Raw genomic sequence first — 26012 nt, forward strand, 5'->3', positions numbered from 1 at the left:
GCGGACGGGCGGTTCGAGAAGGCGTTCGCGGCCGAGGAGGACGGCTACTGGACGGCGTGGTTCTTCGGTGACGAGGGCCACCTGAGCGTCAACTCCGGAAGCAAGCACGTGGACGTGAAGTAGGCGGTACCGGCCGGGTCCGGACGGACGGAGCGTTCGGACGGGCCCGGCCGGCTGTCCACTGCTGGCCAAACGGACAAAATAGGCTCAAAGTGAACATCTGAGCAGGCAACCAAGATCGTCAACTGGGCGTCCTCACCGCGACAGCACAAATTTCGTGGAGAGGCACCCCCCCCTTGCGCCGAACACGACCACTGGCCGTCCTGACGGCCCTGATCATCGCGGTGGCGACGTTCCTCGTCCCCGCGACAGCCCGAGCCGACGTCACGGACGTGAACGTGTCCGTGGCGTTCGACCGCCTGTCCGCCGACCGCGTCGCCGCGGTCACCGTCACGGCCGAGTCCGCGAGCGGTGTCACCGGCGTCGAGGTGACCGTCGAGCAGCCGGACGGCGACGCGTGGACGTCCATCGCGACGCTGCCGCTGGCCCGCACCGGCGGGACGGCGAACGACGGAACCTGGACGGGCCAGCACGCACTGGACATCGCGACCCATCCGGGCAGCACCAGGTTCGTCGCGGAGATCACGTCGGCCGACGGGGCGACGCTGACGGCCGGGCACCAGTACATCGACAACTGCCACCCGCTGACGATCACCGGGCTGACCAGCTCGCCGGGGACCGTCGATGCAGACACCCCGATGACGGTCGCGGGCCGCGTGCTCGCGCAGACGAGCCCGGACGCGGCGCCCGAGCCCGCGGCGGGCGTGTCCGTCTGGAACGCCACGTCGCCGGTCGTGACGGGCGCGGACGGCTCGTTCTCCTTCACCCACCCGTACGCGGGGGCGCTCTCGCTGCAGGCGACCCCGGGCTGGCAGGACGGGGACCGGTGGTGCTCGGTGAGCCGGTTCGCCCCGTCCCCCGAGATCACCCGGCAGTCCGTGGAGCTGACGGCCGAGGTCGTCACCCCGCAGCCGGTCGGGGTCGGCGACGAGGTCGTCGTGGAGGGACGGCTGGAGCGCAACGGCACCGCGGGCCTCGCCCCGGTCGCCAAGGTGTGGGTCGCCGCGCACGTCACCGCCGCCGAGAAGAAGGAGGTGGCGGCGGCGCTCACGGGCGGGGACGGAACGTTCCGGCTCGCGTTCCCGGCCAGGGAGGCCGGGCCCGTCACGGTGCAGAGCGCGCAGACCGACATCGTCTGGGCCGGTTTCGCCTCTCCGGGCGAGGTGGCGTTCGAGGACGGCCCCCAGTTCTCCGACTTCGCCGTCACGCCCTCGCCCGTCGACTACCAGCAGCCGATCAGGGCCACCGGGAAGCTGACGGACGCGGGCGCCCCGATCGCCGGCGCGTCGGTGGCGCTGCAGTTCTCGGCGACGGGCGAGACCTGGCAGGACGTGCAGAGCGGCCAGACGGCGGCGACCGGCGACTTCGACATCGAGAGCACCGCGACGACCCAGGACGGGTACTGGCGCGTCTGGTACGAGAGCGCGGACGGCACGGCGACGGTGTCGAGCGAGATCCGCCAGGTCAACGTCCGCTACGGGACGCTCCTGGAGGACTTCGCCGCGACGGCCGGTTCCGGCGGCACGGTGAACGTCCAGGGCACGCTGCTGCGCGGCGACGGGACGCAGCTCGGCGAGCAACTCCCGATCCACGTCTACTTCATGCCCGACGGCGGGACGGACTGGGAGTTCCAGGGGACGACCCAGACCAGCGAGGCGGACGGGTCGTTCGAGGCGGAGTTCACGTCCTACCGGGACGGCTACTGGACGGCCGCGTTCTGGGGCGACGACGACTACAGCAGGTCGGACGCGCCGATCGGCTTCGTGGACGTCCCGGGCCAGTTCACGACGGCGTTCGCCGAGTTCGACGCGACCCCGGCGACCGTGGCGGCCGGTGAGGCGATCACCGTGCAGGGCCTGCTCACCCGGTCCGCCGGCGGCGGCGCCGCCGAGCCCGCGCCGGACCTGCCCGTCACCGTCTACTTCCTGCCCGCGGGCGCGCAGGAGTGGCAGGAGATGGTGGTGTCCCGGACGGGCGCCGACGGACGGTTCGAGGAGACGTTCACGGCCGGGCAGGACGGCTACTGGACGGCGTGGTTCTTCGGCGACGAGGGCCACCTGAGCGTCAACTCCGGAAGCAAGTACGTCGACGTGCAGTGACGCGCCCCGGCCGGGGCGTCCGGGCGGAGACCCACCCCTCCGCCCGGGCCCCGGCCGGAGTCGGTGAGATTGGCCGGATGTGGCCATGGGGGACGGGGTGGGTGTCCGATCTTTCCCGCAGGTGGGCACGGTGACCGGTTTCGGGTGATGTCGGGGAGGACGGCGGGCCGGTTACGGCGAACGGGACACGCGATCTCGCCAGGCTCTTTACCCTGTGCATGTGTAGAAAGGCAGGAAGGACCGACCTCTTCAGCGTTCCCCCCGTACCGCGACTCCAGGGGTCTACTCGACGTGACGGACATGGCGAGCGGGTCCGCCGCGGCGCGGCTCACGCAGGCGGACCGCGTCTACGTGGGCTGGCGCTACGCGCAGGTGCATCCCGATCCGGGCCCGGCTCCCGAGGCCCCGGCCGAGCCGGCGCGGCCGGCGGCGCGGCCGCCGGTCCGGCAGCCGGGCGAGCACATGGCCGCCCGGCCGCTCCGCATCGCCGTGACGGGGACGCTCGTCGGCGTGGGGCTGTTCCTCCTGTGCGGGGTCGCCGGGGTGCTGCCGTGGCCGTTCGCGGGCGTGGGGCTCGTGGCGTGCGCGGTCGTCCTGGGGATCACCGGCGGGGCGCTGTGGCGGGACGAGCGGGCGGTGCGGGACCGGCTCGAGCGGTGGCGGGACCTGGACGAGCGGGAGCGGGCCGCGCGGGAGAAGCGGCGCGCGGCGGAGCGCGAGGCGCACGCGGAGGCGCTGCGGGAGTGGGAGCGGCGCCGCGCGGAGTACGAGGCCCAGCGCGAGTGGTATCCGGTGGCGGTGCCGCCGGGCGTCGACCGGGTCGACGTGGTCGGCGGGACGCTCGCGGGGTGGTCGGCGGCCGTGACGACGATGGGCGCGGCGCGGCTCGCGGTCGGTGCGCGGCTCACGGTGATCGACCTGTCGGAGGGGGCGGTCGCGCACGACCTGCTGCGGCTGGCCGCGGACCGCGGCGACGACCCGCTGGTGTGGGTGCTGCCGAACGACCTGCCGAGGCTGGACGTGACGCGGGGGCTGAGCCCCGAGGCGCTGGCGGACGTCCTGTCGCTGGTGGTCGGCGCCGGGGAGGAGCAGGACGGGACGCGGGACCTGTCGTTCGACAACTCGATCCTGGAGCGGCTCATCGAGGTGCTCGGCGCGGACACGACGATCCCGTGCATCACGGCCGCGCTGCGGGTGCTGGCGCAGGTGGGGGACCCGCGGGACGACCTGGCGAAGGGGCTGCTGACCGAGGGGCAGCTCGACCGGATCGCGACGCTGTTCGGGCGGGACGCGACGGACCGGATCGTCGTCCGGCGGGCGTGGGCGCTGGAGGCGCAGCTGCGGAAGCTGGAGCGGCTCGCGGCCGAGCCGGTGGCGCTGCCGCCGTCGCGGCTGCACGTGGTGTCGATGGACCGGCGCGCCGGCGTCCTGACGAACCGGGTGCTCGGGACGTACGTGACGACGGCGCTGACGCACCGGGTGCGGGAGTCGCCGCCGGGCGGGCGGTGGGACCACACGCTGTTCCTGTGCGGCGCGGAGAAGCTCCGGGGGGACGTGCTGGACCGGCTCATCGACGCGTGCGAGGCCACCGGGACGGGCCTGGTGCTGATGTACCGGTCGATCCCGCGGCACGTGCGGGAGCGGCTGGGGCGGCGGGGGCACGCGGCGGTCGGGTTCATGCGGCTCGGCAACCCGGAGGACGCGCGGGTCGCGGCGGAGCACATCGGGGCCGACAAGCCGCTGATCGTCGCGGAGATCACCGAGTCGGCGGGGGAGACGCTGTTCGACGTCGCGGGCGAGACGTACGCGAGCACGGTGGCCTACGCGCGTCCGTCCGGGGACGGGCTGACGGACCCGGTGTGGTCGCCGCTGCCGGCCCCGGCGGCGGACGACTCGGTGCTCGTCGAGGGGATCAGCTCGGCGACGGCGTGGGGCCGGACGGTCGCGGCGGTGCGGGAGGACGCGAAGCAGCGGTTCCGGGAGCTGCTGGTGGGGCCGCCGCAGCTGCAGGAGCTGCCGCCGACCGCGATGGTGTTCACGCACGCGGGCGCGACGGGGCGCCGCGTCATGCTCGTCGACGCGAACCCGGGCATCATCACGCTGCCGACCGCGCACTCGATCGAGTTCGAGGAGTACCTGCGCGAGCAGGAGAGTCTCGCGCGCGCCGAACCGGCCGAGCCGGAGCGGCCGCTGCCCGCGCCCGCCGCGGCGGACGAGCCGCCGGTGCCGCGGCCCCGGCACGCGCTGCCGCGCCGGTCGAACCGGCTCGTCCCGATCCTCCGGCCGAACGGCAAGCATGCCGCCGATCCGCCGGCCGCCCCCTGACCCCGGGATGCCGCCGTGATGCCGCCGCAAGGTCCGATACCCCCGCAGCACCGGGTGCCGCAGCCGGGCCCGACGCCGCCCTACCGGCCGTATCCGCAGGTACCGCCCGGGACGGACGACGCCGCCGCGCACGGCACGCGCGCCGCGTCCGGTGCCGGGCCGCTCGACCTGCCGGGCCCGTGGTACCGGATCGAGGCGATCCCGGCGCCGGAGGGGGCGGCGTCCGCCGAGCGGGACTTCGTGAGCGTGCTGCCGGCGGCGCTGTCGGCGGCGCGGGCGGAGCGGCCGTTCGTCGTGGGCTGGCTGTCGCCGGGCGGCGGCGCGCCGCTGGAACTGATCACGAACGCGGGCCCGATCGGGGCGCCCGGCGGCACCGGCCCGCTGTTCCCGAGCGGCGCGCGCGGCGTCCGGATCGGGGACGGCTGGCTGCGCCGCGCGGAGCGAATGGCGTGGACGCGCTGCCCCGGGCGGCTCGCGCCGCAGGCGGCCGCCGCGCCGCCGGCCGCCGACCGTCCGGGCGCGGGGCTGTTCGAGTCGACGCTGGTCACGCTGATGGAGCGGCCGTTCGGCTGGTTCGTGGTGGCCGAGCCGTGCGACGAGCGGCTGGTCGACGCGGAGATGCGCGAGCTGCACCACGAGCTGCGGATGCTGCGGCGCGGCGAGGACGAGCACGCGCGGCTCGCCGTCGGCCGGACGGACCGGCGGCTCGCGGAGCTGGACGCGTTCCGGGAGGCGGGGCTGTGGCGGGTGCGGGTCCTCGCGGGCGCCGGCGACCAGGACGAACTGGGGCAGATCGCACCGGTGCTCGTGGGGTCGATGGACCTGGCGCACCACCCGTACCGGCTGCGGTCGGGGCACGGCGCCGGGACGTTCGCCGAGATGCTGCGGCCGGGCGCCGCGCCCGCGCCCGTCCGGGCGGCGGCGGAGCCGGACCAGCGGTTCCCGTTCGTCGCGACCGCCGGGGCGCTCGCCGCGCTCGCCGGGCTGCCGAACCGGGAGGTCCCGGGACTGCGGGTGCTGGACGCCGGATACTTCGACGTCACGTCCGAGACGGCCGCCGAGACCGGCCCGGACGGCCCCGGGACGATCGAGCTCGGCGCCATCCTCGACGGCCAGGACCGGGAGGTCGGCCGGTTCACGGTCCCGCGCTCGACCGTCAACCGGCACGTGTTCGTCACCGGCGCGACCGGCGCGGGCAAGTCGCAGACCGTGCGGCACCTGCTGGAGCAGCTCACCCGCGCGGGCGTCCCGTGGCTCGCGATCGAACCGGCGAAGTCGGAGTACGCGGCGATGGCCGGGCGGATCGCCGACCTCGGCGGCCCCGTCACCGTCGTCAACCCGTCCGACCCGGCCTCGGTGCCGCTGTCGGTGAACCCGCTCGCGCCCGAACCCGGCTACCCGGTGCAGGCCCACATCGACATGGTGCGGGCGCTGTTCCAGGCCGCGTTCGACGCCGAGGAGCCGTTCCCGCAGATCATGGCGCAGGCGCTGCAGCGGGTGTACGAGGCGAACGGGTGGGACGTCGTGACGGGCGCCGGCGTCCCCGGCTCGCTGATCGAACCGGCCGTCCCGACCCTGGAGCAGCTCCAGACCGCCGCGCTGCAGGTCATCCAGGACGTCGGGTACGGGCGCGAGCTGATGGCGGACGTCCAGGGGTTCGTGGACGTCCGGCTGCGGTCGCTGCGGATCGGTTCGGCCGGACGGTTCTTCGAGGGCGGGCACCCGGCCGACATCGGCGGGATGCTCCGCGACAACATCGTGCTCGCCATCGAGGACGTCGCGAACGACGAGGACAAGGCGTTCCTCATGGGCACCCTCATCATCCGGATCGTGGAGCACCTGCGGATGCGGGAGCGGCGCCGCGGCGCGGACCGGGGGCGGGCGCTGCGGCACGTCATCGTCATCGAGGAGGCGCACCGGCTGCTGCGCAACCGCGGCCCCGAGCGCGGGTCGTCGCACGCCGTCGAGCTGTTCGCCGGGATGCTCGCGGAGATCCGCGCGTACGGCGAGGGCATCATCGTCGCCGAGCAGATCCCCACCAAGCTCGTCCCGGACGTCATCAAGAACACGGCGCTGAAGGTCGTGCACCGGCTGCCCGCGCACGACGACCGGCACCAGGTCGGCGCCGCGATGAACCTCGACGCCGACCAGTCCCGGGAGGTGGTGTCGCTGCGGCCGGGCGTCGCGGCCGTGTTCGCCGACGGGATGGACCGGCCGCTGCGCGTCCGCGTCCCGCTCGGGGAGGGCCGCGAGGCCGAACTCGCCGGGCCGCCCCCGCCGGTGGACGGCCGCCGCTCGGCCGCGTGCGGCTGCGAGTGCCGGTCGGGGCGCGCCTGCACCCTCTACGAGCTGCGCGAGGCCGACCTCGTCGCCGGGCACCCCGACTGGGCGTGGCTGCGGCTGTGGGCGGACGTGCTCGTCCTCGCGCACGTCGCCGGGCGCCGCGTCCCGGCCGTCCCGCCGGACCTGCGCCGCGCGTGGGCCCGGCTGACGCCGCGGCTCCGCGACTGCGCGCTCGCGACCGTCCTCGAACGCGCCGTCACCCGCCGCTCGTGGGCGCTGCGGACCGCGTTCCCGCCCGCCGAGCTGACCGGCGCGGTCGCCGGGACCGCCCGCCGCCTGCTGGACGGCCAGGACGCGCCGGGGCGCGTGCCGGGCCCGAACTGGGTGATCCCGCAGGTGCGGTGGCTGCACGAGCTGGACCGGCTGTTCCCGTACGGGGCGGAAACGCCCGACAAGCACGCGCCCGCCCCGCCCCTCGACTACCAGCTCCCCGGGCTCAAGCAGCAGCCGGACGCGAAACTGGGGCACCGGCTGCGCGCGCTTCGCCGCCACCCGCTGTCGATGGAGCTCGAACGCAACCGCCCCCTGGCGCTCACCGCGCTCTACGGCGAGGACGACCACGCGGCCTTCTACGGGGACCTCGCCGACGTCACGATCGGCTTCGAGGAGGACGAGCAGATCGAGCACGTCGCGGGCACGATGGACGTGTCCGACTGGCTCGAACCGGTGCTGAGCTGGCCCGACCGGTTCGTCCTGCCGTTCGGCGACCCGTCCGCCGCGCCGCCCTTCACCGCCCCCGGGGACGACCGGCCGGACGGCTGACGGCCCGGGTCAGATGTCGTCGCCCGACCGGGCGGGCAGGCCCGCCTCCCGCGCGATCGGCCCCCAGTAGCCGACGAACTCGTTCTTCGCGTCCGTCGCACGCTGGTTCACGTCCGACACCTCGGAGGGCGACGGGCAGCCCGGCGCGATCGCGGCGTACCGCTCGTTCGACTCCACCGACGCCTCGAGCGCGCGCACCAGCGCGTCCTTCAGCTCCGCCCCGCTGTCGAGCGAGGCGACGTCCAGCGCGCGGGCCCGTTCGAGCTGCGAGCGGCGGCTCTCCAGCACCCGCTCGATCCCCGAGACGCTGCAGTCCTCGTCGGCGACGACCGAGGCGAGGTCGGAGCGGGTGCCGCCCATGTCCGCGAGGACGCCGTCCACCGCCTGGGCCTGCTCGCGGAACGCGGCGTCCGACTGCGGCTCCTGCTCCCCGGGCTCCTCAGCGCCGGGCGAGGGCGAGTCGCCGGCGGCGCCGCCGGCCGTCCCGTCGCCCGTCGTGCTCGACCCCGACGACAGCCCCTTCCCGGACGCGGACTCGGACCCGCTCGGCCAGAACACGATCCCGAACGCGATGAGCGCCAGCGCCACCGCGCCCGCCGCGACGAGCACGAGCGGGGTGCGGTTCCGCTTCGGCGGCGCGGGCGGCTGCCAGATCGCGGGCTCCGCCCACGGCTCCGGCGACAGCGGGATCGACGTCTCGCCCGTCGCGCCCGGCGGCATCGCCGTCGTGCGGTCCTGCGGCGGCGCCGGCCACGGCACCTGCGCCGGGTCCGGCGGGTCGGGCACCGGGATCGTCGGCGGATCGGCCCCCGGGCCCTGGTCGCGCACCGTCGCGTCCCCCGCGCCCGCCACCGGCGCGTTGCACCACAGGCACCGGGGCGAGGCCGCCGAGGTGTCGCTTCCACAAGCCGGGCACCGCATAGAAACCCCTATCCGCAGGAGGCCCCCCGACGGTGACAAGATACTGCGCGGCGCGCCGGATCGTCCTGCCCAGCGCGCCGTTGCCCGTGGTCCGTTACCGGACGGCTACACGCGCCGCCAGTCGCGCTCCGGCAGGCCCGTCTTCTGCGCGACCGGGTTCCACAGCTGGACGAACTGCTGCTTCGCGGTCGTCGCGCGCCGGTTGTCCTCCGCCGTCCCCGGCACCTGCGCGGCGCTGGGCTTCGGCTTGCCCCGGCAGCCCGGCCGGTTCTGCCGCGCCCAGTGCAGGTACTTCTGGTCGACGTCCAGCGACGCCTGGAGGGCCTGCGACAGGGACGTCCGGAGCCGCTCGCCGTTCGGGACCTGGTCGAGCTTCATCTCCCGGGTGCGCTTCAGCTGGTTCTGCCGCCGCTGCGCGACCGTCTCGAACCCCTGGATCGCCTGCGGCAGCGTCTTGCACTTCCCGGCGCGGGTGAGCGCCGCGCCCAGCACCGACCGCGTGTTCGTGCTGGCGTCCAGCACCTCGTTCATGACCGCCGCCTGCTGCTTCGTCGCCTCGGACACCGGGTCCTTCTGCGCGACCGGCGTGCTCGACGGCGTCGTCCCGGGCTGCGCGGTGCCCCCGGGGGACTTCTCGTCGTCGCCCGACGGCCACGCCACCAGCGCCACGGCCGCCACCGCGACCGTCACCAGCGCCGACGCCACCGCGATGAGCACCTTGTTCGGCGCCGTGCCGCCGCGCTCGGGCGCGCCGTACCCGGCGGGCGGCCCGCCGTGCCCCATCGGCCCCATCGGCGCACCCGGCCCGTGCGCCCCCGGCCCGTGCGGAGGCGGCCCGCCGTGACCCATCGGCCCGCCCATCGGCCCGCCCATGGGGGCTGCGGGGCCGGCGGGGGCGGGGGCGGGGGTGCCCGGGTCCATCATCGTGCGGTCGTGCGCGCCCGCGCCCGGCGCGGGCTGCGGCGTCCACACCTGCGTCGCGGCCTCCGGCTCCTGCGGCTTGCGCGGCTGCGCGAACCACGAGTCCGGGACGATCGACTCGGTGGGCCGCGGCGCGTCCGCGAGCCCGAACGGGTTCGACGGCGGCGGCGCGGCCGCGGCCGCGGCCGCGGCCGGGAGCGCGGGGCGCGCGGGCCCGCCGAGCTCCGGGATGTCGACCTCGGGCTCGTCATCGTCGTCGTCGGGGTCGAACGCCCAGGGCGCCGTCGACTCCCCGGTGGCCTCCGCGGGCCCGTCCGCGCCCGGGACCTTCGGGGTGCCGGACGTGTCCACGAGCCGGTCGCCGGTGCTCGGCATGTCGCGGACCGTGGCGCCCGGCCCCGCGAGGTCGATCCCGGTGTCCGGCAGCCCCGGAAACCCCGCCCCGGACGGTACGGGCGCCGCGGGCGCCCCGGGGTTCGACGGCATCGCCGGCACGGACGGGCCGGACTGCATCGGGTCCGCCGCGAACGGCATCGGCGGTGCGGGCTGCGCGGCTGGCGCGGACGGCACGGAAGGCACGGAAGGCCCGGACGGCATCGCCTGCGGGCCGGACGGCATCGGCGGCGCGGCGGGCGCGCCCGGGCCGGGCTGCACCGGGTTCGCCGGGGCGGACTGCGTCCAGGACGGGTTCGGCGGCGGGACCATCATCGTGCTCTCGCCGAAAGCGTCGGCGGCGGCGTCGGCGACCGGCGCCGCGAGCGGCGGGGCACCGGGGGCGTACGCGTCGACCGGCCCGCCACAGTTCGCACACTTGCCGAGCGTCCCGGGCGTGTTGGAGCCGCACGTCGGACACTGCATCGCTCAGACCTCGCCTTATCGCCGCTTCGCCCACGTCTGCGATCCCGGCCCGCCGGGCCGGGCGGGTGCCGCTTCCCCCGCAAAGCGCAGGGCTCCCGACAAAAGTAGTGGGTGAGGTCCCATCGGGGCGTCTGGTTGGGAATCTGGCTCACCGCACGTCGGGGCTCGCACAGAATCACGAGATCTTGCTACGGGTCAAGATTGCCCGAGCCGGTTTACGCCGAACGTTATGATGCTGCTCACATCACCCCTCCCGGCCCGATCGGCGTTCCCCGGTGAAGCGGGACGGGCGCGCCGCGAGCGGTACGTGCAGCGGCTAGGCTCGGAAGCGGTTTTCCCCGGCGCATCCAGAGAAGACGGAGTCAATGAGCGATCTTCCGCTGCGTTCGCAGCTGGCCGTCGCGCTCGGCCGCACGGCCGCGAAGATGTCCCGGCTCGCGGGCCGAGGGGACGGCTCGGTGATCGGAGGGCGGATCGGCCTCCGGCTCGACCCCGAGCTGCTGACCAGGCTCGCCCGGGACCGCAAACTCGTCCTCGTCAGCGCGACCAACGGCAAGACGACGACGACCCGGCTGATCACCTCGGCGATGACGCCGCTGGGGGAGGTCGCCACCAACGCGTTCGGCGCGAACATGCCCACCGGGCACGTGTCCGCGCTCGCCTCCTCGCCGACCGCCCGGTACGGCGTGCTGGAGTGCGACGAGAAGTACGTCCCGATGGTCCTGCGGGAGACCGGGGCGAACATCGTCGCGCTGATGAACCTGAGCCGCGACCAGATGGACCGCGCCGCCGAGATCTGGCTGCTGGCCGGCAAGTGGCGCAAGGCGCTGGAGGCGGCCCCGCAGAGCCACGTCATCGCGAACTGCGACGACCCGCTGGTCACCTGGGGCGCGTCGAGCGCGAAGTCCGTGACGTGGGTCGCGGCCGGGCAGCACTGGCGCGAGGACTCGTGGTGCTGCCCCGAGTGCGGCGGCCCCCTCGACCGGCAGGACACCGACGAGGACAGCGACTGGGCCTGCCGCCAGTGCCACTTCCGCCGGCCGCGCCCCGACTGGACGCTCCGGGGCGACACGATCACGGCACCGGACGGGCGCGCGTACTCCCTGACGGGCCTGTCGCTGCCGGGCCGGGCGAACCGGTCGAACGCGCTCATCGCGCTCGCGGTCGTCGCGCAGTTCGGCGTCCCGCCCGAGCAGGCGCTGCCGCTGCTGTCGCAGGTCACGTCGGTCGCGGGCCGGTACACGACGGTCGAGCACGAGGGCCGCAGCATCCGGCTGCTGCTGTCGAAGAACCCCGCGGGCTGGCTGGAGGCGTTCGACGTCCTGCAGCCGCCGCCCGGCCCGGTCGCGCTGTCGATCAACGCGCAGGGCCCGGACGGGCGCGACACGTCCTGGCTGTGGGACGTCGACTACCGCATCCTGCGCGGGCGCCCCGTGTGGGTGACGGGCGAGCGGCGCATCGACCTCGCCGCGCGGCTCGAGGCCGCCGACGTGTCGTTCACCGTCATCGACGACATCGACCAGGCCGTCATGGCGGTGCCGCCCGGGCACCTCGACGTGATCGCCAACTACACCGCCTTCCAGAGCATCCGAACGAGGTACGGCCGTGTCGTCTGACCGCATCAAGATCGTCTGGATCTACCCGGACCTGCTCAGCACCTACGGCGACCAGGGCAACACGATCGTCCTGGAGCGCCGCGCGGCGCTGCGCGGGATCCCGACCGAGACCGTCAGCCTGCGCTCGGACGAGCCCGTCCCCGCCGACGGCGACATCTACCTGCTCGGCGGCGGCGAGGACCGGCCGCAGATCCTCGCCGCGCAGCGCCTCGGCAACGACGGCGGCCTGGCCCGCGCGGTCCAGTCGGGCGCCGTGGTGTTCGGCGTCTGCGCCGGGTACCAGATCCTCGGCCGCGAGTTCGGCGGCGACGAGGGGCAGCAGCTGCCCGGCCTCGGCCTGCTCGACATCACGTCGGGACGCGGCGAGCAGCGCGCCGTCGGGGAGATCGTCGGGGACGTCGCGGGGGAGCTGAACGTGCCGCGGATCACCGGCTTCGAGAACCACCAGGGCGTCACCCGCCTCGGCCCGAACGCCCGCCCGTTCGCGCAGGTCGTGCACGGCGTCGGCAATGGCGACGGCTACGAGGGCGCCTACACCGGGCGGGTCCTCGGAACGTACATGCACGGCCCGGCGCTCGTCCGCAACCCGGGCCTCGCCGACCTGCTGCTCACCTGGGCGGTCGGCCGGCAGCTCCAGCCGCTGGACGACTCGTGGGCGGGCCGCCTCCGCGAGGAGCGGCTGAACGCCGTCCTGAACGCCGGCGCCTGACCGGCGCCCGACCCGCCCCGCGCGACGGCGAACGGTCACAGGGCCCGGCGCTCCGCGCCGGGCCCTGTGACCGTTGCCGCCATGGTCGATCTCGCGCGCCGCTCGCTCGTCCTCGGGCCGGTCGCGCCGTGAACTCCTACAAGACGCGGACGGACGAGGCGCGGGCCTGGTCGGAGCGTTCCCGGCGGGACTTCGCGGGCCTGTGGCCGCAGCTGTCCTTCGGCGACCGCGTCACCGACCGGACCTTGTCCGCCGCGTTCGCCTGACGGCGTCCGGCCGCCCGGAGGGGGCCGCCGGGCGGCCGGGCGTCAGGAGTGCGACTCGGCGGGCTCCTCCTCGCGCTTGCGGGTCTTGCGGAGCGAGCCGGGCTTGGCCTTCTCCTCCGGGTGCCCCTTCACCCGGATCAGGCTGGCGACGGTCGTGACGATGAGGATGGCGAGGATCACGCCGAGGGAGACCGGGGTCGCGATGTGCGGGATGGAGTGCGACACGTCCTCGTGCAGGAACTGCAGGATCAGCTTCACGCCGATGAACGCGAGGATCGCCGACAGGCCGATGGACAGGTAGACCAGGCGTTCCAGCAGGCCCTCGATCAGGAAGTACAGGGCGCGGAGGCCGAGGAGCGCGAACGCGTTCGCGGAGAAGACGATGAACGCGGACTTCGTGACGCCGTACACCGCCGGGATCGAGTCGAGGGCGAACAGCAGGTCGGTGCTGCCGACGGCGACGAACACCAGCAGCAGGGGGGTCATCACGCGCTGCCCGTTCTCGTGCGCGAGCATCCGGCCGCCGTGGAAGTCGGACGTCATCGGCATGATCTTGCGGGCGCGGCGGACGACGAAGGAGTCCTCGACGTCGGGCTCCTCGTTGCGGTTCCGGATCAGCTGCACGGCCGTCCAGATCAGGATCAGCCCGAAAACCAGGAACGTGAACGAGAACAGGTTGATGAACGCGGCGCCGATCATGATGAGGATCGCGCGCAGCACCAGCGCCGCGCCGATGCCGAACAGCAGCACCCGCTGCTGGTACTCGTCGGGGACGGCGAACTTCGTCATGATGATCACGAAGACGAAGAGGTTGTCGACCGACAGGCTCTTCTCGACGATGTAGCCCGCGAAGTACTCGGTCCCCGCCTGGTGCCCGACGAGCGTCCACAGGGCGAGGCCGAACAGCAGCGCGACCGCGATGTAGAAGACCGACCAGAACGTCGCTTCGCGGATGTGGACGGCGTGCGGTTTGCGGACCGCCACCACGAAGTCGAGGACGAACAGTGCGAGGATCAGCGCGATCGTCGCGATCCAGGCCCATGTGGGGATGTCCACCATGCCGACGGGTCTCCTGTGCTCGGGGCGCGTCGGCTGACTCATAACCGATTCCGCGCCGATCAACCGGAACGGCCGGGGCGCGGTGCGCTACATCTCAGTTCACGGCCGCGTCCGCGCGGGGTCAGTACACGACGGCCTGGACGCCGTCCCTGGTGATCTCCTCGACGAACGTGGGCGCCCCGGCGATGCGGACGCCGGGGAGGACGTCGTCCGGGCCGATGCCGCGGCGGGCGGCGCACTGCGTGCAGAGCGTCACGCGCCCCGCCGCCAGGACGACCGCCAGCAGGTCGTCGAGGGGGGTGGCGTGCGGCAGCTCGAACCCGGCGGCCCGGCCGGGCAGCGCGAACCACGCGGACTCGCCGGCCAGCCAGAGCGACACCGGGACGCCGCTCGCGGCGGCGGCCGCCGCGACCGTGAACGCCTGGTTGCAGCGCTCCGGGGCGTCCGCCCCCGCCGTCGCCTTGATCACCAGAGGACGTGCCATGCACGCAGCCTACAAAGCGCGGCGTCCGCGGGCGGTGGCCGCCGGGCCCGTATAGTCGTCCGACCGGCGGGCGTGGGAGGTGCCGTGGGCGGCGTGGTGAACGCGAGTGTTCTGGTGGGCGTGCTGGGGCTGGTGGCGGTGGTCGCGGTCCTGCTCGTGGTACGGCTCGGGCGGCTCCGGTAGCGCGCTACGCTCGGTTGCCATGGAGCCTGAGCTGCACCCCGACCTTGAGCCGCTGAAGTTCCTCCTCGGCACCTGGGAGGGCGCCGGCGTCGGAGGCTACCCGACGATCGAGGAGTTCAACTTCGGTCAGGAGATGTCCTTCACCCACAACGGCAAGCCCTTCCTCATCTACACGAGCCGCACGTGGATGATCGAGAAGGACGGGACGCTCGGGCGCCCCCTGGCGACGGAGACGGGCTACTGGAGGCCGCGGCCCGACCACCAGGTCGAGGTGACGCTGGCGCACCCGACGGGCATCGTCGAGATCTACGTCGGCGACGTCGCGTTCAGCCGGGTGGAGCTGAAGACCGACGTCGTCGCCCGCACCGAGTCGGCCAAGGAGGTCGCGGCCGGGCACCGGCTGTACGGGCTGATCGGCGAGGACCTGGGCTGGGCGTACGACATGGCGGCCGTGGGGCAAAAGCTCCAGGCGCACGTGTCGGCGCAGCTCAAGAAGGTCGGCTGACCCCGGAGACGGAACGATCCCCGGACCTTCCCGCTCGGGCGGGTGATGGACGGGACGGGTCCATCGGTCCGGGGACCGGGTAACTGCCTGGTATTCGCCGGTCACCGTCGCGACCGGTTGCCGCCGCCGGGGCGGCGGCGCCGAGGCGGAACGGCGACTAGCGGACAGTCACCTCGCGAGTCCCACTGCAAACCATTGCTTGGACCACCTCCTTTCACGCGTGCCTCGAACGTATGCGAAGGATCCGGCGTCGGGCAAACGAATTCCCGGCGCCTTCGAGCGGCATACACTCGGGTCATGGCGGAGCGCGGCACGGAGCGCACGATGGAGCGCGGTATGGCTGAGTCGTGGCAGCAGGAGCTGCGGGCGAAGGGGTACCGGGTCACCCCGCAGCGCCAGCTCGTGCTGGAGGCGGTCACCAACCTGGAGCACGGGACCCCCGAGGAGATCTGCACGGAGGTGCAGCGCACCGCGCGCGGCGTGAACATCTCGACGGTGTACCGGACGCTGGAGCTGCTGGAGGAGCTCGGGCTCGTCAAGCACGCGCACCTCGGCCACGGCCCGCCGAACTACCACCTGGCGGCGGAGGCCGAGCACATCCACCTGGTCTGCCGCGGCTGCCACACCGTCGAGGACGTCGACCCGGCGGTGGCGGAGGAGCTCGCGGCGCTGCTGGAGCGCGACCAGGGGTTCGAGACGGACGTGCACCACCTCACCGTCTACGGGCGGTGCAAGGAGTGCCGGAGCGGCTGACCGCCGCATAGTGTGGGGGCCATGGAGAGCCCGCTGCTGCAGTCGTCCGGAGCCGTCGCCGCCGAATCGCCCGACGAGGGCGTGGCCGCGCACTACGGGGAGCCCGCGCAGGAGCAACGCGCCCTCGCGGCGGGCACCGCGTTCGTCGACCGGAGCAACCGGGGCGTCGTGCGGGTCTCCGGGCCCGACCGGCTGAGCTGGCTGCACAGCCTGCTCAGCCAGCATCTCGAGGCGCTGAAGCCGCACGAGCCGACCGAGGCGCTGCTGCTCAGCCCGAACGGGCACGTCGAGCACCACCTGTTCCTCGTGGACGACGGCGAGGCCGTCTGGGCGCACGTCGAGCCGGGCGCGGCGGCGCCGCTCGCGGAGTTCCTCGACCGGATGCGGTTCATGCTGCGCGTCGAGGTCGCCGACGTGTCCGACGCGTACATGGTCGTGACCGGCCCGTCCGGGCCCGCGCCGTCCGGAGACGTCCCGTCCTGGCCCGACGTCGCCGGGACGACGACGCGCATCGTCCCCCGCGCGGACGGGTTCCCCACCGACCTGCGGCCCGCGGGCGTGTGGGCGTACGAGGCGCTGCGGATCGCCGAGCACCGGCCCCGGTTCGGGCTCGACACCGACCACCGGACGATCCCGCACGAGGCGGGGCTCGTCGAGACGGCCGTCCACCTGGAGAAGGGCTGCTACCGGGGGCAGGAGACGGTCGCGCGCGTGCACAACCTGGGACGTCCGCCGCGCCGCCTGGTGTTCCTGCACCTGGACGGCAGCGTCGACCGGCTCCCGGCGCACGGCGACCCCGTCGAGATCCCCGGGGGACGGCAGATCGGCTTCGTGGGGTCGGCGGCGCGGCACCACGAGCTGGGGCCGGTCGCGCTCGCGACCGTGAAGCGGAACGTGCCGGTGGACGCGGAGCTGCTCGCGGGCGGGGTCGCCGCCGCGCAGGAGGTCGTCGTGTCGCCGGACACGGGGGCCAACGCGCAGATCGATCTCCGCCGCCGCCCCGCCGCCCGCTGACGCCCACCGGGGACTGACGCGCCGGGGCCGTTCGCCATATCGTCGGACTTGCATGATTCTGACCGGTCGGCCCCGGTGAAAGGCGGTTCCTGCCGATGGTCGCGAACTCCGGCGGCGACAACTCCGGCGGCGAGCGCCCCTCCGGGCCGCGGCCGCGGGCCCGCAAGGGCGGTGCCCGGCGGCGCCCGCGCCGGGAGCCCGCGCCGGTGTGGTGGGCGGGGTTCGCCGCGCTCCTCGGCGCCGCCTTCTGGCTGGGGTCGTGGCGGGTGGCGCTGCTGGCCCTGCTCGCCTGGTGCCTGTACCAGTTCGCGCTCGTCCCGACGCTGTGCCGGGTGCTGACGCCGCAGGGCTACGCGTGCGCCGAGCGCACCCGGGGGCGCCTGTTCGCGTGCGGGCCCGAGCACCAGCGGATCAAGAACGCCGCGCTGCGGCGCCTCGCGGGCAGGCGCCGCCGGCCGGGGAACGGCGGGGAGCGCCACGGCGTGCACGACGGCACCGGCGTGGTCGTGGTGTCGGGCGACGTGCGCGGACGGCTCGGCATCGCCGACCGGGCCCTGCTGCTCCTCGCGGCCGCCGGGACGGTCGTGGCCGTCGCGGCGATCGTCCAGGGCTTCCGCTGAGCCCCGGCGCCGCGCGGCAGAGGCTCAGCCGCGCGGCAGGGGCTCACAGGTCGAGGACGAGCGTGATGGGGCCGTCGTTGACGAGCGCGACCTTCATGTCCGCGCCGAACTCGCCCGTCTCGACCTTCGCGCCGAGCGCGCGCAGCTCGGCGACGACCGCGTCGACCAGCGGTTCGGCGACCGGCCCCGGCGCGGCGGCCGTCCAGCTCGGGCGGCGGCCCTTGCGGGCGTCGCCGTAGAGGGTGAACTGGCTGACGACGAGCAGCGGCGCGCCGACGTCCGAGCACGACTTCTCGCCGTCCAGGATGCGCAGCCCCCACAGCTTCGCGGCCATCTTGCGGGCCTTCGCCTCGTCGTCGTCGTGCGTGACGCCGACCAGGACCATCAGGCCCGGACTCTCGATCGCGCCGACGGTCCGGTCGGCGACGGTCACGCTCGCGCTGCTCACCCGCTGGACTACTGCCCTCATGTGCATGCATTCTGCCGCTATGGGAGCAACGACGCTCATCACGGTGGCGCCCACGGGCGCGGAGTCCGCGAAGGCGGACGTCCCGGCCCTGCCCGTCACCCTGGAGGAACTGGTCCAGACGGCCAAGGAGTGCGAGGCGGCGGGGGCGGCGATCGTCCACGTGCACATCCGCGACGACGACGCGCGGCCGACGCTCGACCCGTCCCGGTTGCGGGACACGGTGCGGGCGCTGCGGGAGAGCACGGGACTGATCGTGCAGCTGTCGACGGGCGGGGCGGTGACCGACCCGTACGAGGACCGGCTGGCCGTGCTGGACGCCGGACCCGACATGTGCTCGCTCACCTGCGGGACGGTCAACTTCGGCGGCGACGTGTTCATGAACCCTTGGCCGTTCATGGTGGAGCTTTACCGGCGGACCCAGGAGTTGGAGGTCGTGCCCGAGTTCGAGCTGTTCGACCTCGGGCAGATCGCCGCGCTGCACCGCCTCCTGGACAAGCACGGCCTCCCGTACGGCGGGCACGTCCACTGCGACCTCGTCATGGGCGTGCCGGGCGGGATGCCGGGGGACGCGCGGACGCTCGTCGCCGCCGTCGAGGCGCTCCCGGACGGCGCCACCTGGTCGGCGACCGGCGTCGGACGGACGTCGCTGCCGGTGATGTTCGCGGCGCTGGCGGCGGGCGGGCACCTGCGCGTCGGCATGGAGGACACGCTCACCCTCGCGAAGGGGACGCCGGTGACGGCGAACGTCCAGCTCGTCGAGCGGGCGGCGGCCGCCGCGACGCTCGCGCAGCGGCCCCCGCTGGCCGCGCCGGACGCCCGCGCGCTGCTGGGGATCAAACCGCGTTGACCGGGCATGATGGGGTCATGATCAATCCGGTGCTGGTCGAGGTGGAGCGTTCCGGGTTCGTGGAGTCGCGGCATCGCGGCGCCGCGGTCGGGCTCGCGGTGGACGGGACGCAGGCCGTGCGCGCCGGGTCGGTCGAGGAGCCGATCTTCCCGCGCTCCGCGAACAAGCCGCTGCAGGCCGTCGCGATGCTGCGGTCCGGGCTCGAACTGGAGGGGGAGCTGCTGGCGCTCGCCGCCGGGAGCCACTCGGGGGAGGACTTCCACGTCGAGGGCGTGGAGAAGATCCTCGCGGGCGCGGGCCTCACGGCGGACGACCTGCGCTGCCCCGAGTCGTGGCCGATCGACCCCGGCTCCGCGCGGACGTGCGCGGAGCCGTCCCGGATCCGGATGAACTGCTCCGGCAAGCACGCGGCGATGCTCGCGACGTGCGTCGCCGCGGACTGGCCCACGGCGACCTACCTGGACCCGGGGCATCCGCTGCAGCTCGCCGTGCGGGACGTGGTGGAGGAGCTGGCGGGCGAGCCGGTCGCGGCGGTCGGGGTCGACGGGTGCGGGGCGCCGCTGTTCGCGGTGTCCACGCTGGGCGTCGCGCGCTCCTACCGGGCGCTCGTGCTGGCCGCGCCGGACGCCGCCGAGGGCCTCGTCGCGGACGCGATGCGGACGCACCCGCAGTGGACGTCGGGGACGGAGCGGGAGGAGCGCCGGCTGATGGACGCCGTCCCGGGGCTGCTGGTCAAGTGCGGCGCGGAGGGCGTGGACGCGTTCGCGCTCGCCGACGGCCGGGCCGGCGCCGTCAAGATCGACGACGGGGCGATGCGGGCCCGGACGCCGGTGACCGTCGCCCTGCTGCGCGCCCTCGCGGCGAGCGCGGCGAGCGGCGCGGGCGCGCCCGCGGGCGGCCTGCCGGAGGCCGACGCGGGCGCGCTCGACGCGCTGGCGGTGGAGCGGCTGCGGGGCGGAGACGGCGACGCCGGCGTCATACGCCCGGCCCCTGGGGCGTTCTAGACCCGGTCGCCGGCGGCCGGTCGTAGTCGCGCTCCTCCGGCGGGACCCTCGGCTCCCGCCCCGGTTGCGGGTTGTCCTGGCGGAACTCCTCGAACTGCACCGACTTCTCCGGCGGGTAGCTGTGCGAGAACATGCCGGGCCGGTAGGTGTAGGTGCCGCCCTGCTCCATGCCGCGGTGGTTCATCTGGTCGTTGCGCCGCTCCGGATGGATCTTCCGGGACGAGGACGCGATCGTCAGGTACAGCCAGGTCACCAGGCCCAGCACGCCGAAGACCGGGATGAACCACATCAGGATGTGGCCGGGCGTCGCGTAGGCCGCGATGGTCGCGAACATCGTTCCACCTCCCTGCCGGGAGTGGTGCCCGGCAGGGAGGTGCCTATGTGGTGATTGGTGGTGATTTTGGGAGTTTTTGGGGTGCGGCTACTTGAGGGCCGCCGCGGTGCCCGCCGCCTCGTCCGCGGGGGCCGGGGCGCCGATCGTCCGGTTCCGTCCCGCGATCAGGCCCGGGACCAGCAGCGCCGCCGTCGCCGCCAGCACACCCAGCATCGGAACGGTCCAACCGCCGGTGGCGTCGTGCAGCGCGCCCACCCCGAGCGGGCCCAGCGCCGCCAGCACGTACCCGAGGCCCTGCGCCATCCCCGACAGCTGCGCCGCGACGGACGCGTCGTGCGAGCGGAGCCCGATGAACGACAGCGCCGTCGGGAACCCGATGCCCTGGCCGACGCCCAGCACGACCGTCCACACCCAGACCGTCCCGATCGGGGCCCACGTCGCGCCCGCGAAGCCCGCCGCGGTCAGCACCACGATCAGCAGCACCAGCGGCCGCTGGTCGCGCGTCCGCCGCGCCAGCACCGGCACCAGCAGCGACGACACCGCCTGCACGCCGGACGTCACCGCCAGCGCGTACCCGGCGCCCGCCTCGCTCATCCCGCGGTCCTGCCAGATCGTCGCCAGCCACCCCAGCGTCACGTACGCCAGCAGCGACTGCAGGCCCATGAACGCCGTGACGCTCCACGACAGCGGCGACCGCCACACCAGCCCCGCGACGCCCCGCGCCGCCGGGACGGGCGGCGCCGACCGCGCCGCGCGGGCCGCCCGCAGCGCGCGGGGCAGCCAGATCAGCCCCGCCACCGCCGTCGGGATCGCCAGCAGCCCCAGCGGCAGCCGCCACGACGCGTCGAACGCGTTCTCCACCGGGACCGCCAGGCCCGCCGCCACCGCCGCGCCGCCCGACATCGCCACCGTGTAGACCGCCGTCACCGTCGTCAGCGACTCCGGATGGTCCCGCTTGATGATCGCCGGCATCGCGATGTTGCCGATGCTGATCGCCATCCCCGCCACCAGCGACCCCGCGAACAGCGGGAACGGGGCGTCCACCAGGCGCAGCACCAGCCCCACGACCAGCAGCGCCATCGACGCCACCAGCAGCGTCTCGCTGCGCGGCGCGCGCCGCAGGAACGGCGCGACCAGCCCGTAGGAGCCGAAGAACGCCAGCGGCAGCGTGGTCAGCGCGCCCGCCGCCGTCCCCGACAGGCCGAACGCGTCCTGGATCTCGGTGAGCACCGGCCCGACCGCCGCGATCGCCGGCCGCAGGTTCAGCGCGACCAGGACGATCAGCGCGACCGCCCCGATGCGGGACGCGCGCGCCGCCGTCACCGCTCGTCCACGGCGTCGGCGCGGGAGTCGGCGATGAGTCCGTCCAGGACGGCCAGCGTCGGCTCGACGACCGCGGCGGCCGCGCGGGCCGCGGCGTCGGCGTCCCGCGCCGCGACCGCGTCCAGCACCGCCCGGTGCGCCTCCTGGCTCGCCTCGGGGACCTCGTGGTCCAGCCGCACCGTCCGCATCGCCTCGCCGAGGTGCTGGATGAAGAACCGCATCGCCTCGATCAGCACCGGGTTCCGGCTCGCCTCCGCGACGCCCAGATGGAACCGCGCGTCGGCCGCGCCGAACTCGGCCGCCTCCGTCGCGGCGTCGCGCGCCGCGAGCAGCTCCGCGAGCCGCGCCAGGTCCGCGTCCGTCCGGCGCCGCGCCGCCAGCCGCGCGGCCTGCACGTCGTAGGCGAGCTGCACCTCGAAGACGTCCCGGGCCGTCGCCCGCGACACCCGCCGCAGCAGCGGGCGCGGGTCGGCGCTGCTGCGGACGTACGTGCCGTCGCCGCGCCGCACCTCCAGCACCCCCACGTGCGACAGCGCCCGGATCGCCTCCCGCACCGCCGGGCGGCTCACCCCGAGCTGCGCCGCGAGGTCGGTCTCGGCCGGGATCCGGCCGCCGATCGGCCACGCCCCGCCGCTCACCTCCGCCTGCAACTGGTTCAGGACGGCGTCGACGGTAGACCCGCCGGGAACCGGACTCAGCGCCACCAGATCTCCTGACGAACATCACCTATCGGACAGACGTCAGACATCTTACCGACGGCCCCGGCGGCCGATCCACGGAGGCGGCAACGCCCGCCGGGCCGGGGAATGATGACGGGGTGTTCGCAGCCCGGCGGACGTTGGTCAGCGGGACGAGCGCGTCCGGCTCGTCCGGTCGGAACGGGGGAGGGTGCGCGCCCGGGCGGACAGGGCGCGGGCCGCGCGGCCGAGCACGGCGAGCCCGCCGGACGCCGGCGCGGCCGGGCCCTTCGCGGCCGTGCGGGCCCGCTCGGCGGCCAACTCCGCCTCGCGCCGCCGTTCGAGCTCCGCCCGGTGCGCCGCGGCGCGCCGCTCGTCCTCGGTCACCGCCCGGTCGCGCCGGGTGCGCTGCGACGGACTGCCCTGCAGGACGCCGCCCATCACCGGCCCGCCGCGGTGCGACAGGCCGTCCTCCCGGCCGCGCGAGCGGATCCGCATCCGCGACGCCGCGATCGTCAGGCCGATCCAGAACAGGACCGACAGCAGCACGATGACCGGCACGACGAACAGCAGCGGGCTGTACGTCGCTCCCGTCGGCGGCGGCAGCACGGCGTCACCTCCCGTGTCGGCGGCTCGCTCCGGCCATACCCGACGACGGGAATCCAACCGCGACGCGCGTCACAAACCGCGCGACTGCGAGATGGAACCCGAGGTGGTGAGGGTGAACGTCCGCATCGACTCGGCGAACTTCGACAGGTCCCACTCGGCCGGGCCCTCGTACCAGTACAGGTTGTCGGCGCCCTCGGCCCGCTCGCCCGCGTCCTCGACCGTCCCGGCCCACCGCTCGACGACGTCGAACACGACCGCGTACGGGAGGAACCGGGAGAACAGCGCGATCCGCTGCCGCGAGGCGAGGTCGGCGCCGTCCGGCAGCTCCCCGCGCTCCAGGTACTCCCGGAACCCGATGGTGTGCGCGAGGACGGTCGACCCGCGCGCCGTCTTCGCCGGCATGTACTGGCCGCCGTACGCCAGCGCCGCCCCTGCGATGATCACCGCGAGCCCGGCGAGCGCCCACTCCGTGGTCAGCGCCAGCGCGACCGTCCCGGCGATCCCGAGCACGGTCAGCGCCAGCCCCGCGATGGTCCACCGCGACCGCACCGTGTCGGGGCGCCGCGCGAACCAGCCCTGCCGGACGACGTCGTCGTACATCGCCGCCCGCACCTGCGCGAGCTTCGTCGCGAACGTCCCGCCGAGCTCCGACAGCTTCACCGCGTCGCGCGCCGTCCCGTCCGGGGCGGTGAGCAGGGCGTCCAGCAGGATCCGCTCGTACGGCAGCAGGTCGACCACCGGACGGTCGAGGCGGCGCAGCGTCCAGTCGAGCCGGCCGGTGACCGCCCGGTCCTCCTCCTCGATCAGCAGGTAGCCGCGGACGGCGAGGTCCACGATCGTCGCGGTCACGTCGATCACGTCGGCCTGCTCGTCGATCAGCGTGCCGATCTGGCCCGGCCGGACGCCGTCCGGCGGCTCGAACTCGGCGCCCGCCACCGGCGCGTGGTCGCCCTCGGCGGCCCGCTTCCCGACGACCCGCGCGTCCCGTCCCCGCAGCATGTACAGGACCGCGACGCCGCCGCCGAGCAGCACCAGCAGCCCGAGCAGCGCCGACGCCGTCACCGCGTTGACGGAGAACGCCGTCGCCACCGTCTGCCGCCGCTCGTAGAGCGCGTGCCCGCCGGTCGTCCCGGCCGGGAAGCCCGCGACGACCGTCAGGTACTCGCCGGGGAGCATCTTCTCCTGGCTGTAGATCCCCTGCGTGTGCGCGTGGTTCATGTAGAACTGCGTGCAGCCGACCGTGCTGCCGATCGGGCCCGCGAAGCAGTTCACGTTGCGGATCATCGTGCCGCCGTCGACGGTCGCGCTCGCCGTCTCCACCGGGACGTCGAACCCCCCGGCCACCGGCCACCACAGCTCGTCCGCCGCGCCCATCCGGGTGATCGCGCCCCGCAGCTCGTACTCGAGGACGACCGTGCGGCGGCCCGTCAGATCCCGCGCGGCCCGCACCTCGACGGTCGTCCGGGTGCCCTCGCGCGTCGCGGTGACCCGCGTCGGGCCGCCGTCCGGGCTGGACGCCCGCACGTTCGTCATCCGGTACACGCGGTCGCGGGTCGCGCTCTCGTGCTCGCCCGTCACGAACTCGCGGGCGAAGCCGTCCCGGCCCGCGAACTCGTAGACGATCGTCTCCTTCACCCGGGTCACACCGTTGCCCACGGTCATCGCGACCCGGTCCTCGAGCACCCGCTCGCCGGCGGCGCGCTCCGCCGCGGCCGCGGGGGCCGCCGTCGTCAGGGGGAGGAGGGCGGCGGCCGTCACCGCCGCCATGACGGGTCGCACCCGGCGCAGCGCCGCAAGAGCTGACATGGCCGCACATCGTAGCGGTAAAGGGTGTACCAAGAACGTGCGATGATGCTCCCTTATGGCAGGTCGCACCCCCTCACCAGCACCGGCGTACCGTCGGCCTGCCTACCGCCACGTCCCGTCCCGCCGCCCGCCGCGCCGCACCCCGGACGGGACGGTCGCGGGCGTCGTCGGCGGCGCCGCGGCCGTCGTGGTCCTCGCGGTCCTCGGGTTCTCGTTCTTCGGCGGCGGCGACCCGATCGGCGCCTTCACCGGCACGTACCGGCAGGCCGCGGTCGACCGGGAGACCGCCACCGACAACCGGCTGTACGCGACGGGCGAGCTGACCCCCGTGAACTGCGCGCTGCCGCGCCTGGAGCCCGGCGGCGCGTCCATGCGCCGGTTCATGGACGTCCTGAGCGACTGCCTCGACGCCTCGTGGGGCCGCCAGTTCACGAAGGCCGGCATGGCGTTCGACGTGCCCGACCGCGTGTTCTGGCGGGAGGCCGGGCGGAGCCCGTGCGGCACGTACCCGAGCCCCGGCTCGTCCGCGTTCTACTGCCCGGCGAACAACACGATGTACGTCGGCGTCGACCACATCGTCGAGACGTCGGGCGGCGAGCCGCTGGCGAACTTCGCCGTCTTCGCCCGGGTCGTCGCGCACGAGTACGGCCACCACGTCCAGAACCTCGCAGGGATCCTGCTGTACGGGAACCGGCTGATGGAGGACGCCGACCCGCTCGGCCGCGCGGAGGCGAGCCGGCGCATCGAGCTGCAGGCGCAGTGCTTCGCGGGGGCGTTCCTCGGCGCGGAGCGCGGCACGCTGCCGATGACGCGCGACCAGGTCGTCGCCATGATCGAGGACGTCCGGGGGCGGGGCGACGAGAACCTGCCGCCCGCGCGGCGCGACCACGGGTCCGGCCGCACGTACGCGGGCTGGGTCGTCACCGGGTTCGAGGACGGCGAGCTCGCCGTCTGCAACACGTGGACGGTCCCGCCCGCCGAGGTGAGCTGAACCGGACGCACCCGGCCGGGTGCTCTACCCGCGGAACATGAGCACACGTACTCATGTGCGGGGCGCGTCCGGGCCGCAGACTCGCGGCATGACGACACGTACACCGCCGCCCGCGCCGCCCGGCTCCGCCGCGTTCTTCGTCCAGGCCGTGATCTCGTTCGCGGTCTCCAGCGTCGCCGTCGTCCTCGGCGTCCTGTACCTGCCGGTCGACGAGTGGGTGCGCGCGTTCCTCGCGCTCGGCGTGCTCTACGTGATCACGTCGACGTTCACGCTGGCCAAGTGCGTCCGGGACCGGCAGGAGACGCAGACGCTCGCCGGCCGCGTCGACCAGGCCCGGCTCGACAAGCTGCTCGCGGAGCACGACCCGTACTCGCCCCAGAACCTCTGAGCCGGA

The 26012-nt window shown here is 74.5% G+C and carries 24 protein-coding genes; 14 read left to right on the forward strand and 10 right to left on the reverse strand.

Annotated elements, in window-relative coordinates:
* Positions 1–296: 296 nt before the first annotated feature.
* The 3 genes from H505_RS0128965 (at position 297) to H505_RS45010 (ending at position 7649) form a co-directional block, all read left to right on the forward strand.
* On the forward strand, positions 297–2219 hold the full coding sequence (locus tag H505_RS0128965) for a hypothetical protein (RefSeq protein ID WP_157433164.1): 1923 nt from the start codon (positions 297–299) through the stop codon (positions 2217–2219).
* Positions 2220–2519: 300 nt separating this feature from the next.
* Entirely contained in the window at positions 2520–4544 is a 2025-nt protein-coding gene (locus H505_RS0128970; protein WP_026404767.1) for a hypothetical protein, read from the forward strand.
* Between the two features lie 18 nt (positions 4545–4562).
* Complete coding sequence (locus H505_RS45010) at positions 4563–7649, forward strand: ATP-binding protein (RefSeq protein WP_157433165.1); 3087 nt, start codon at positions 4563–4565, stop codon at positions 7647–7649.
* Between the two features lie 9 nt (positions 7650–7658).
* Here H505_RS45010 and H505_RS0128980 read toward each other — a convergent pair whose 3' ends face one another.
* Together H505_RS0128980 and H505_RS0128985 are read right to left on the reverse strand one after the other, a co-directional pair.
* Entirely contained in the window at positions 7659–8477 is an 819-nt protein-coding gene (locus tag H505_RS0128980) for a hypothetical protein (RefSeq protein WP_157433166.1), read from the reverse strand.
* Positions 8478–8675: 198 nt separating this feature from the next.
* The gene (locus tag H505_RS0128985) at positions 8676–10349 is read right to left on the reverse strand and encodes a hypothetical protein (protein ID WP_026404769.1); all 1674 of its coding nucleotides are present in this window, start codon (positions 10347–10349) and stop codon (positions 8676–8678) included.
* Positions 10350–10714: 365 nt separating this feature from the next.
* On the opposite strand from H505_RS0128985, the gene H505_RS0128990 reads away from it, so the two are divergent.
* From H505_RS0128990 to H505_RS50160, 3 genes are all read left to right on the forward strand, one after another.
* Entirely contained in the window at positions 10715–11965 is a 1251-nt protein-coding gene (locus H505_RS0128990; protein ID WP_026404770.1) for a Mur ligase family protein, read from the forward strand.
* Complete coding sequence (locus H505_RS0128995) at positions 11955–12674, forward strand: type 1 glutamine amidotransferase (RefSeq protein WP_026404771.1); 720 nt, start codon at positions 11955–11957, stop codon at positions 12672–12674. Before H505_RS0128990 ends, H505_RS0128995 begins: the two co-directional genes overlap by 11 nt.
* Positions 12675–12802: 128 nt before the next feature.
* Complete coding sequence (locus H505_RS50160) at positions 12803–12940, forward strand: hypothetical protein (RefSeq protein ID WP_157433167.1); 138 nt, start codon at positions 12803–12805, stop codon at positions 12938–12940.
* A gap of 42 nt (positions 12941–12982) precedes the next feature.
* Here the strand turns inward: H505_RS50160 and H505_RS0129005 are convergent, their stop codons facing one another.
* Together H505_RS0129005 and H505_RS0129010 are read right to left on the reverse strand one after the other, a co-directional pair.
* Positions 12983–14041, reverse strand: coding sequence for a TerC family protein (locus H505_RS0129005; protein ID WP_245592655.1), 1059 nt, complete (start codon positions 14039–14041; stop codon positions 12983–12985).
* 79 nt (positions 14042–14120) lie between these two features.
* Entirely contained in the window at positions 14121–14483 is a 363-nt protein-coding gene (locus H505_RS0129010) for a DsrE family protein (RefSeq protein WP_026404773.1), read from the reverse strand.
* Between the two features lie 202 nt (positions 14484–14685).
* Between H505_RS0129010 and H505_RS0129020 the strand changes: the two genes are divergently transcribed.
* The 4 genes from H505_RS0129020 to H505_RS0129035 all read left to right on the forward strand — a co-directional run bounded on the left by H505_RS0129020 (position 14686) and on the right by H505_RS0129035 (position 17558).
* Positions 14686–15171 (forward strand): heme-binding beta-barrel domain-containing protein, encoded by a 486-nt coding sequence (locus H505_RS0129020; protein ID WP_026404774.1) that lies wholly within the window; start codon positions 14686–14688, stop codon positions 15169–15171.
* A 336-nt stretch (positions 15172–15507) separates the two neighbouring features.
* Complete coding sequence (locus H505_RS0129025) at positions 15508–15924, forward strand: Fur family transcriptional regulator (RefSeq protein ID WP_026404775.1); 417 nt, start codon at positions 15508–15510, stop codon at positions 15922–15924.
* 21 nt (positions 15925–15945) lie between these two features.
* The gene (gene ygfZ, locus H505_RS0129030) at positions 15946–16938 is read left to right on the forward strand and encodes a CAF17-like 4Fe-4S cluster assembly/insertion protein YgfZ (RefSeq protein ID WP_026404776.1); all 993 of its coding nucleotides are present in this window, start codon (positions 15946–15948) and stop codon (positions 16936–16938) included.
* Positions 16939–17033: 95 nt separating this feature from the next.
* Positions 17034–17558, forward strand: a complete 525-nt coding sequence (locus H505_RS0129035) for a hypothetical protein (protein WP_026404777.1) — start codon at positions 17034–17036, stop codon at positions 17556–17558.
* Between the two features lie 43 nt (positions 17559–17601).
* Here H505_RS0129035 and dtd read toward each other — a convergent pair whose 3' ends face one another.
* Complete coding sequence (gene dtd / locus H505_RS0129040) at positions 17602–18027, reverse strand: D-aminoacyl-tRNA deacylase (protein ID WP_026404778.1); 426 nt, start codon at positions 18025–18027, stop codon at positions 17602–17604.
* Positions 18028–18046: 19 nt separating this feature from the next.
* Here dtd and H505_RS0129045 point away from each other — a divergent pair, with 19 nt between their 5' ends.
* On the forward strand, positions 18047–18874 hold the full coding sequence (locus tag H505_RS0129045) for a beta-keto acid cleavage family enzyme (protein ID WP_026404779.1): 828 nt from the start codon (positions 18047–18049) through the stop codon (positions 18872–18874).
* Between the two features lie 17 nt (positions 18875–18891).
* On the forward strand, positions 18892–19878 hold the full coding sequence (locus H505_RS0129050; RefSeq protein WP_026404780.1) for an asparaginase: 987 nt from the start codon (positions 18892–18894) through the stop codon (positions 19876–19878).
* Here H505_RS0129050 and H505_RS0129055 read toward each other — a convergent pair.
* From H505_RS0129055 to H505_RS0129075, 5 genes are all read right to left on the reverse strand, one after another.
* Positions 19850–20212 (reverse strand): hypothetical protein, encoded by a 363-nt coding sequence (locus H505_RS0129055; protein ID WP_026404781.1) that lies wholly within the window; start codon positions 20210–20212, stop codon positions 19850–19852. The two genes, H505_RS0129050 and H505_RS0129055, sit on opposite strands and share 29 nt — an antisense overlap.
* An 87-nt stretch (positions 20213–20299) precedes the next feature.
* Positions 20300–21535, reverse strand: a complete 1236-nt coding sequence (locus tag H505_RS45015; RefSeq protein ID WP_051301291.1) for a CynX/NimT family MFS transporter — start codon at positions 21533–21535, stop codon at positions 20300–20302.
* A complete protein-coding gene (locus tag H505_RS45020) occupies positions 21532–22239 on the reverse strand; it encodes a FadR/GntR family transcriptional regulator (protein WP_034520398.1) in 708 nt (235 codons plus the stop codon). Before H505_RS45020 ends, H505_RS45015 begins: the two co-directional genes overlap by 4 nt.
* 138 nt (positions 22240–22377) lie before the next feature.
* On the reverse strand, positions 22378–22821 hold the full coding sequence (locus H505_RS0129070; RefSeq protein ID WP_026404782.1) for a hypothetical protein: 444 nt from the start codon (positions 22819–22821) through the stop codon (positions 22378–22380).
* A gap of 69 nt (positions 22822–22890) precedes the next feature.
* Positions 22891–24627 carry a DUF2207 domain-containing protein gene (locus H505_RS0129075; RefSeq protein ID WP_026404783.1) on the reverse strand — a complete coding sequence of 579 codons (1737 nt, stop codon included), beginning with the start codon at positions 24625–24627 and terminating at the stop codon, positions 22891–22893.
* 55 nt (positions 24628–24682) lie between these two features.
* Between H505_RS0129075 and H505_RS45025 the strand changes: the two genes are divergently transcribed.
* A complete protein-coding gene (locus tag H505_RS45025) occupies positions 24683–25618 on the forward strand; it encodes a neutral zinc metallopeptidase (RefSeq protein WP_051301292.1) in 936 nt (311 codons plus the stop codon).
* An 88-nt stretch (positions 25619–25706) separates the two neighbouring features.
* Positions 25707–26006 (forward strand): YiaA/YiaB family inner membrane protein, encoded by a 300-nt coding sequence (locus H505_RS0129085; protein ID WP_026404784.1) that lies wholly within the window; start codon positions 25707–25709, stop codon positions 26004–26006.
* The last annotated feature ends 6 nt before the right edge of the window (positions 26007–26012 follow it).

This window comes from Actinomadura rifamycini DSM 43936, from assembly GCF_000425065.1.
Taxonomy (GTDB): domain Bacteria; phylum Actinomycetota; class Actinomycetes; order Streptosporangiales; family Streptosporangiaceae; genus Spirillospora; species Spirillospora rifamycini.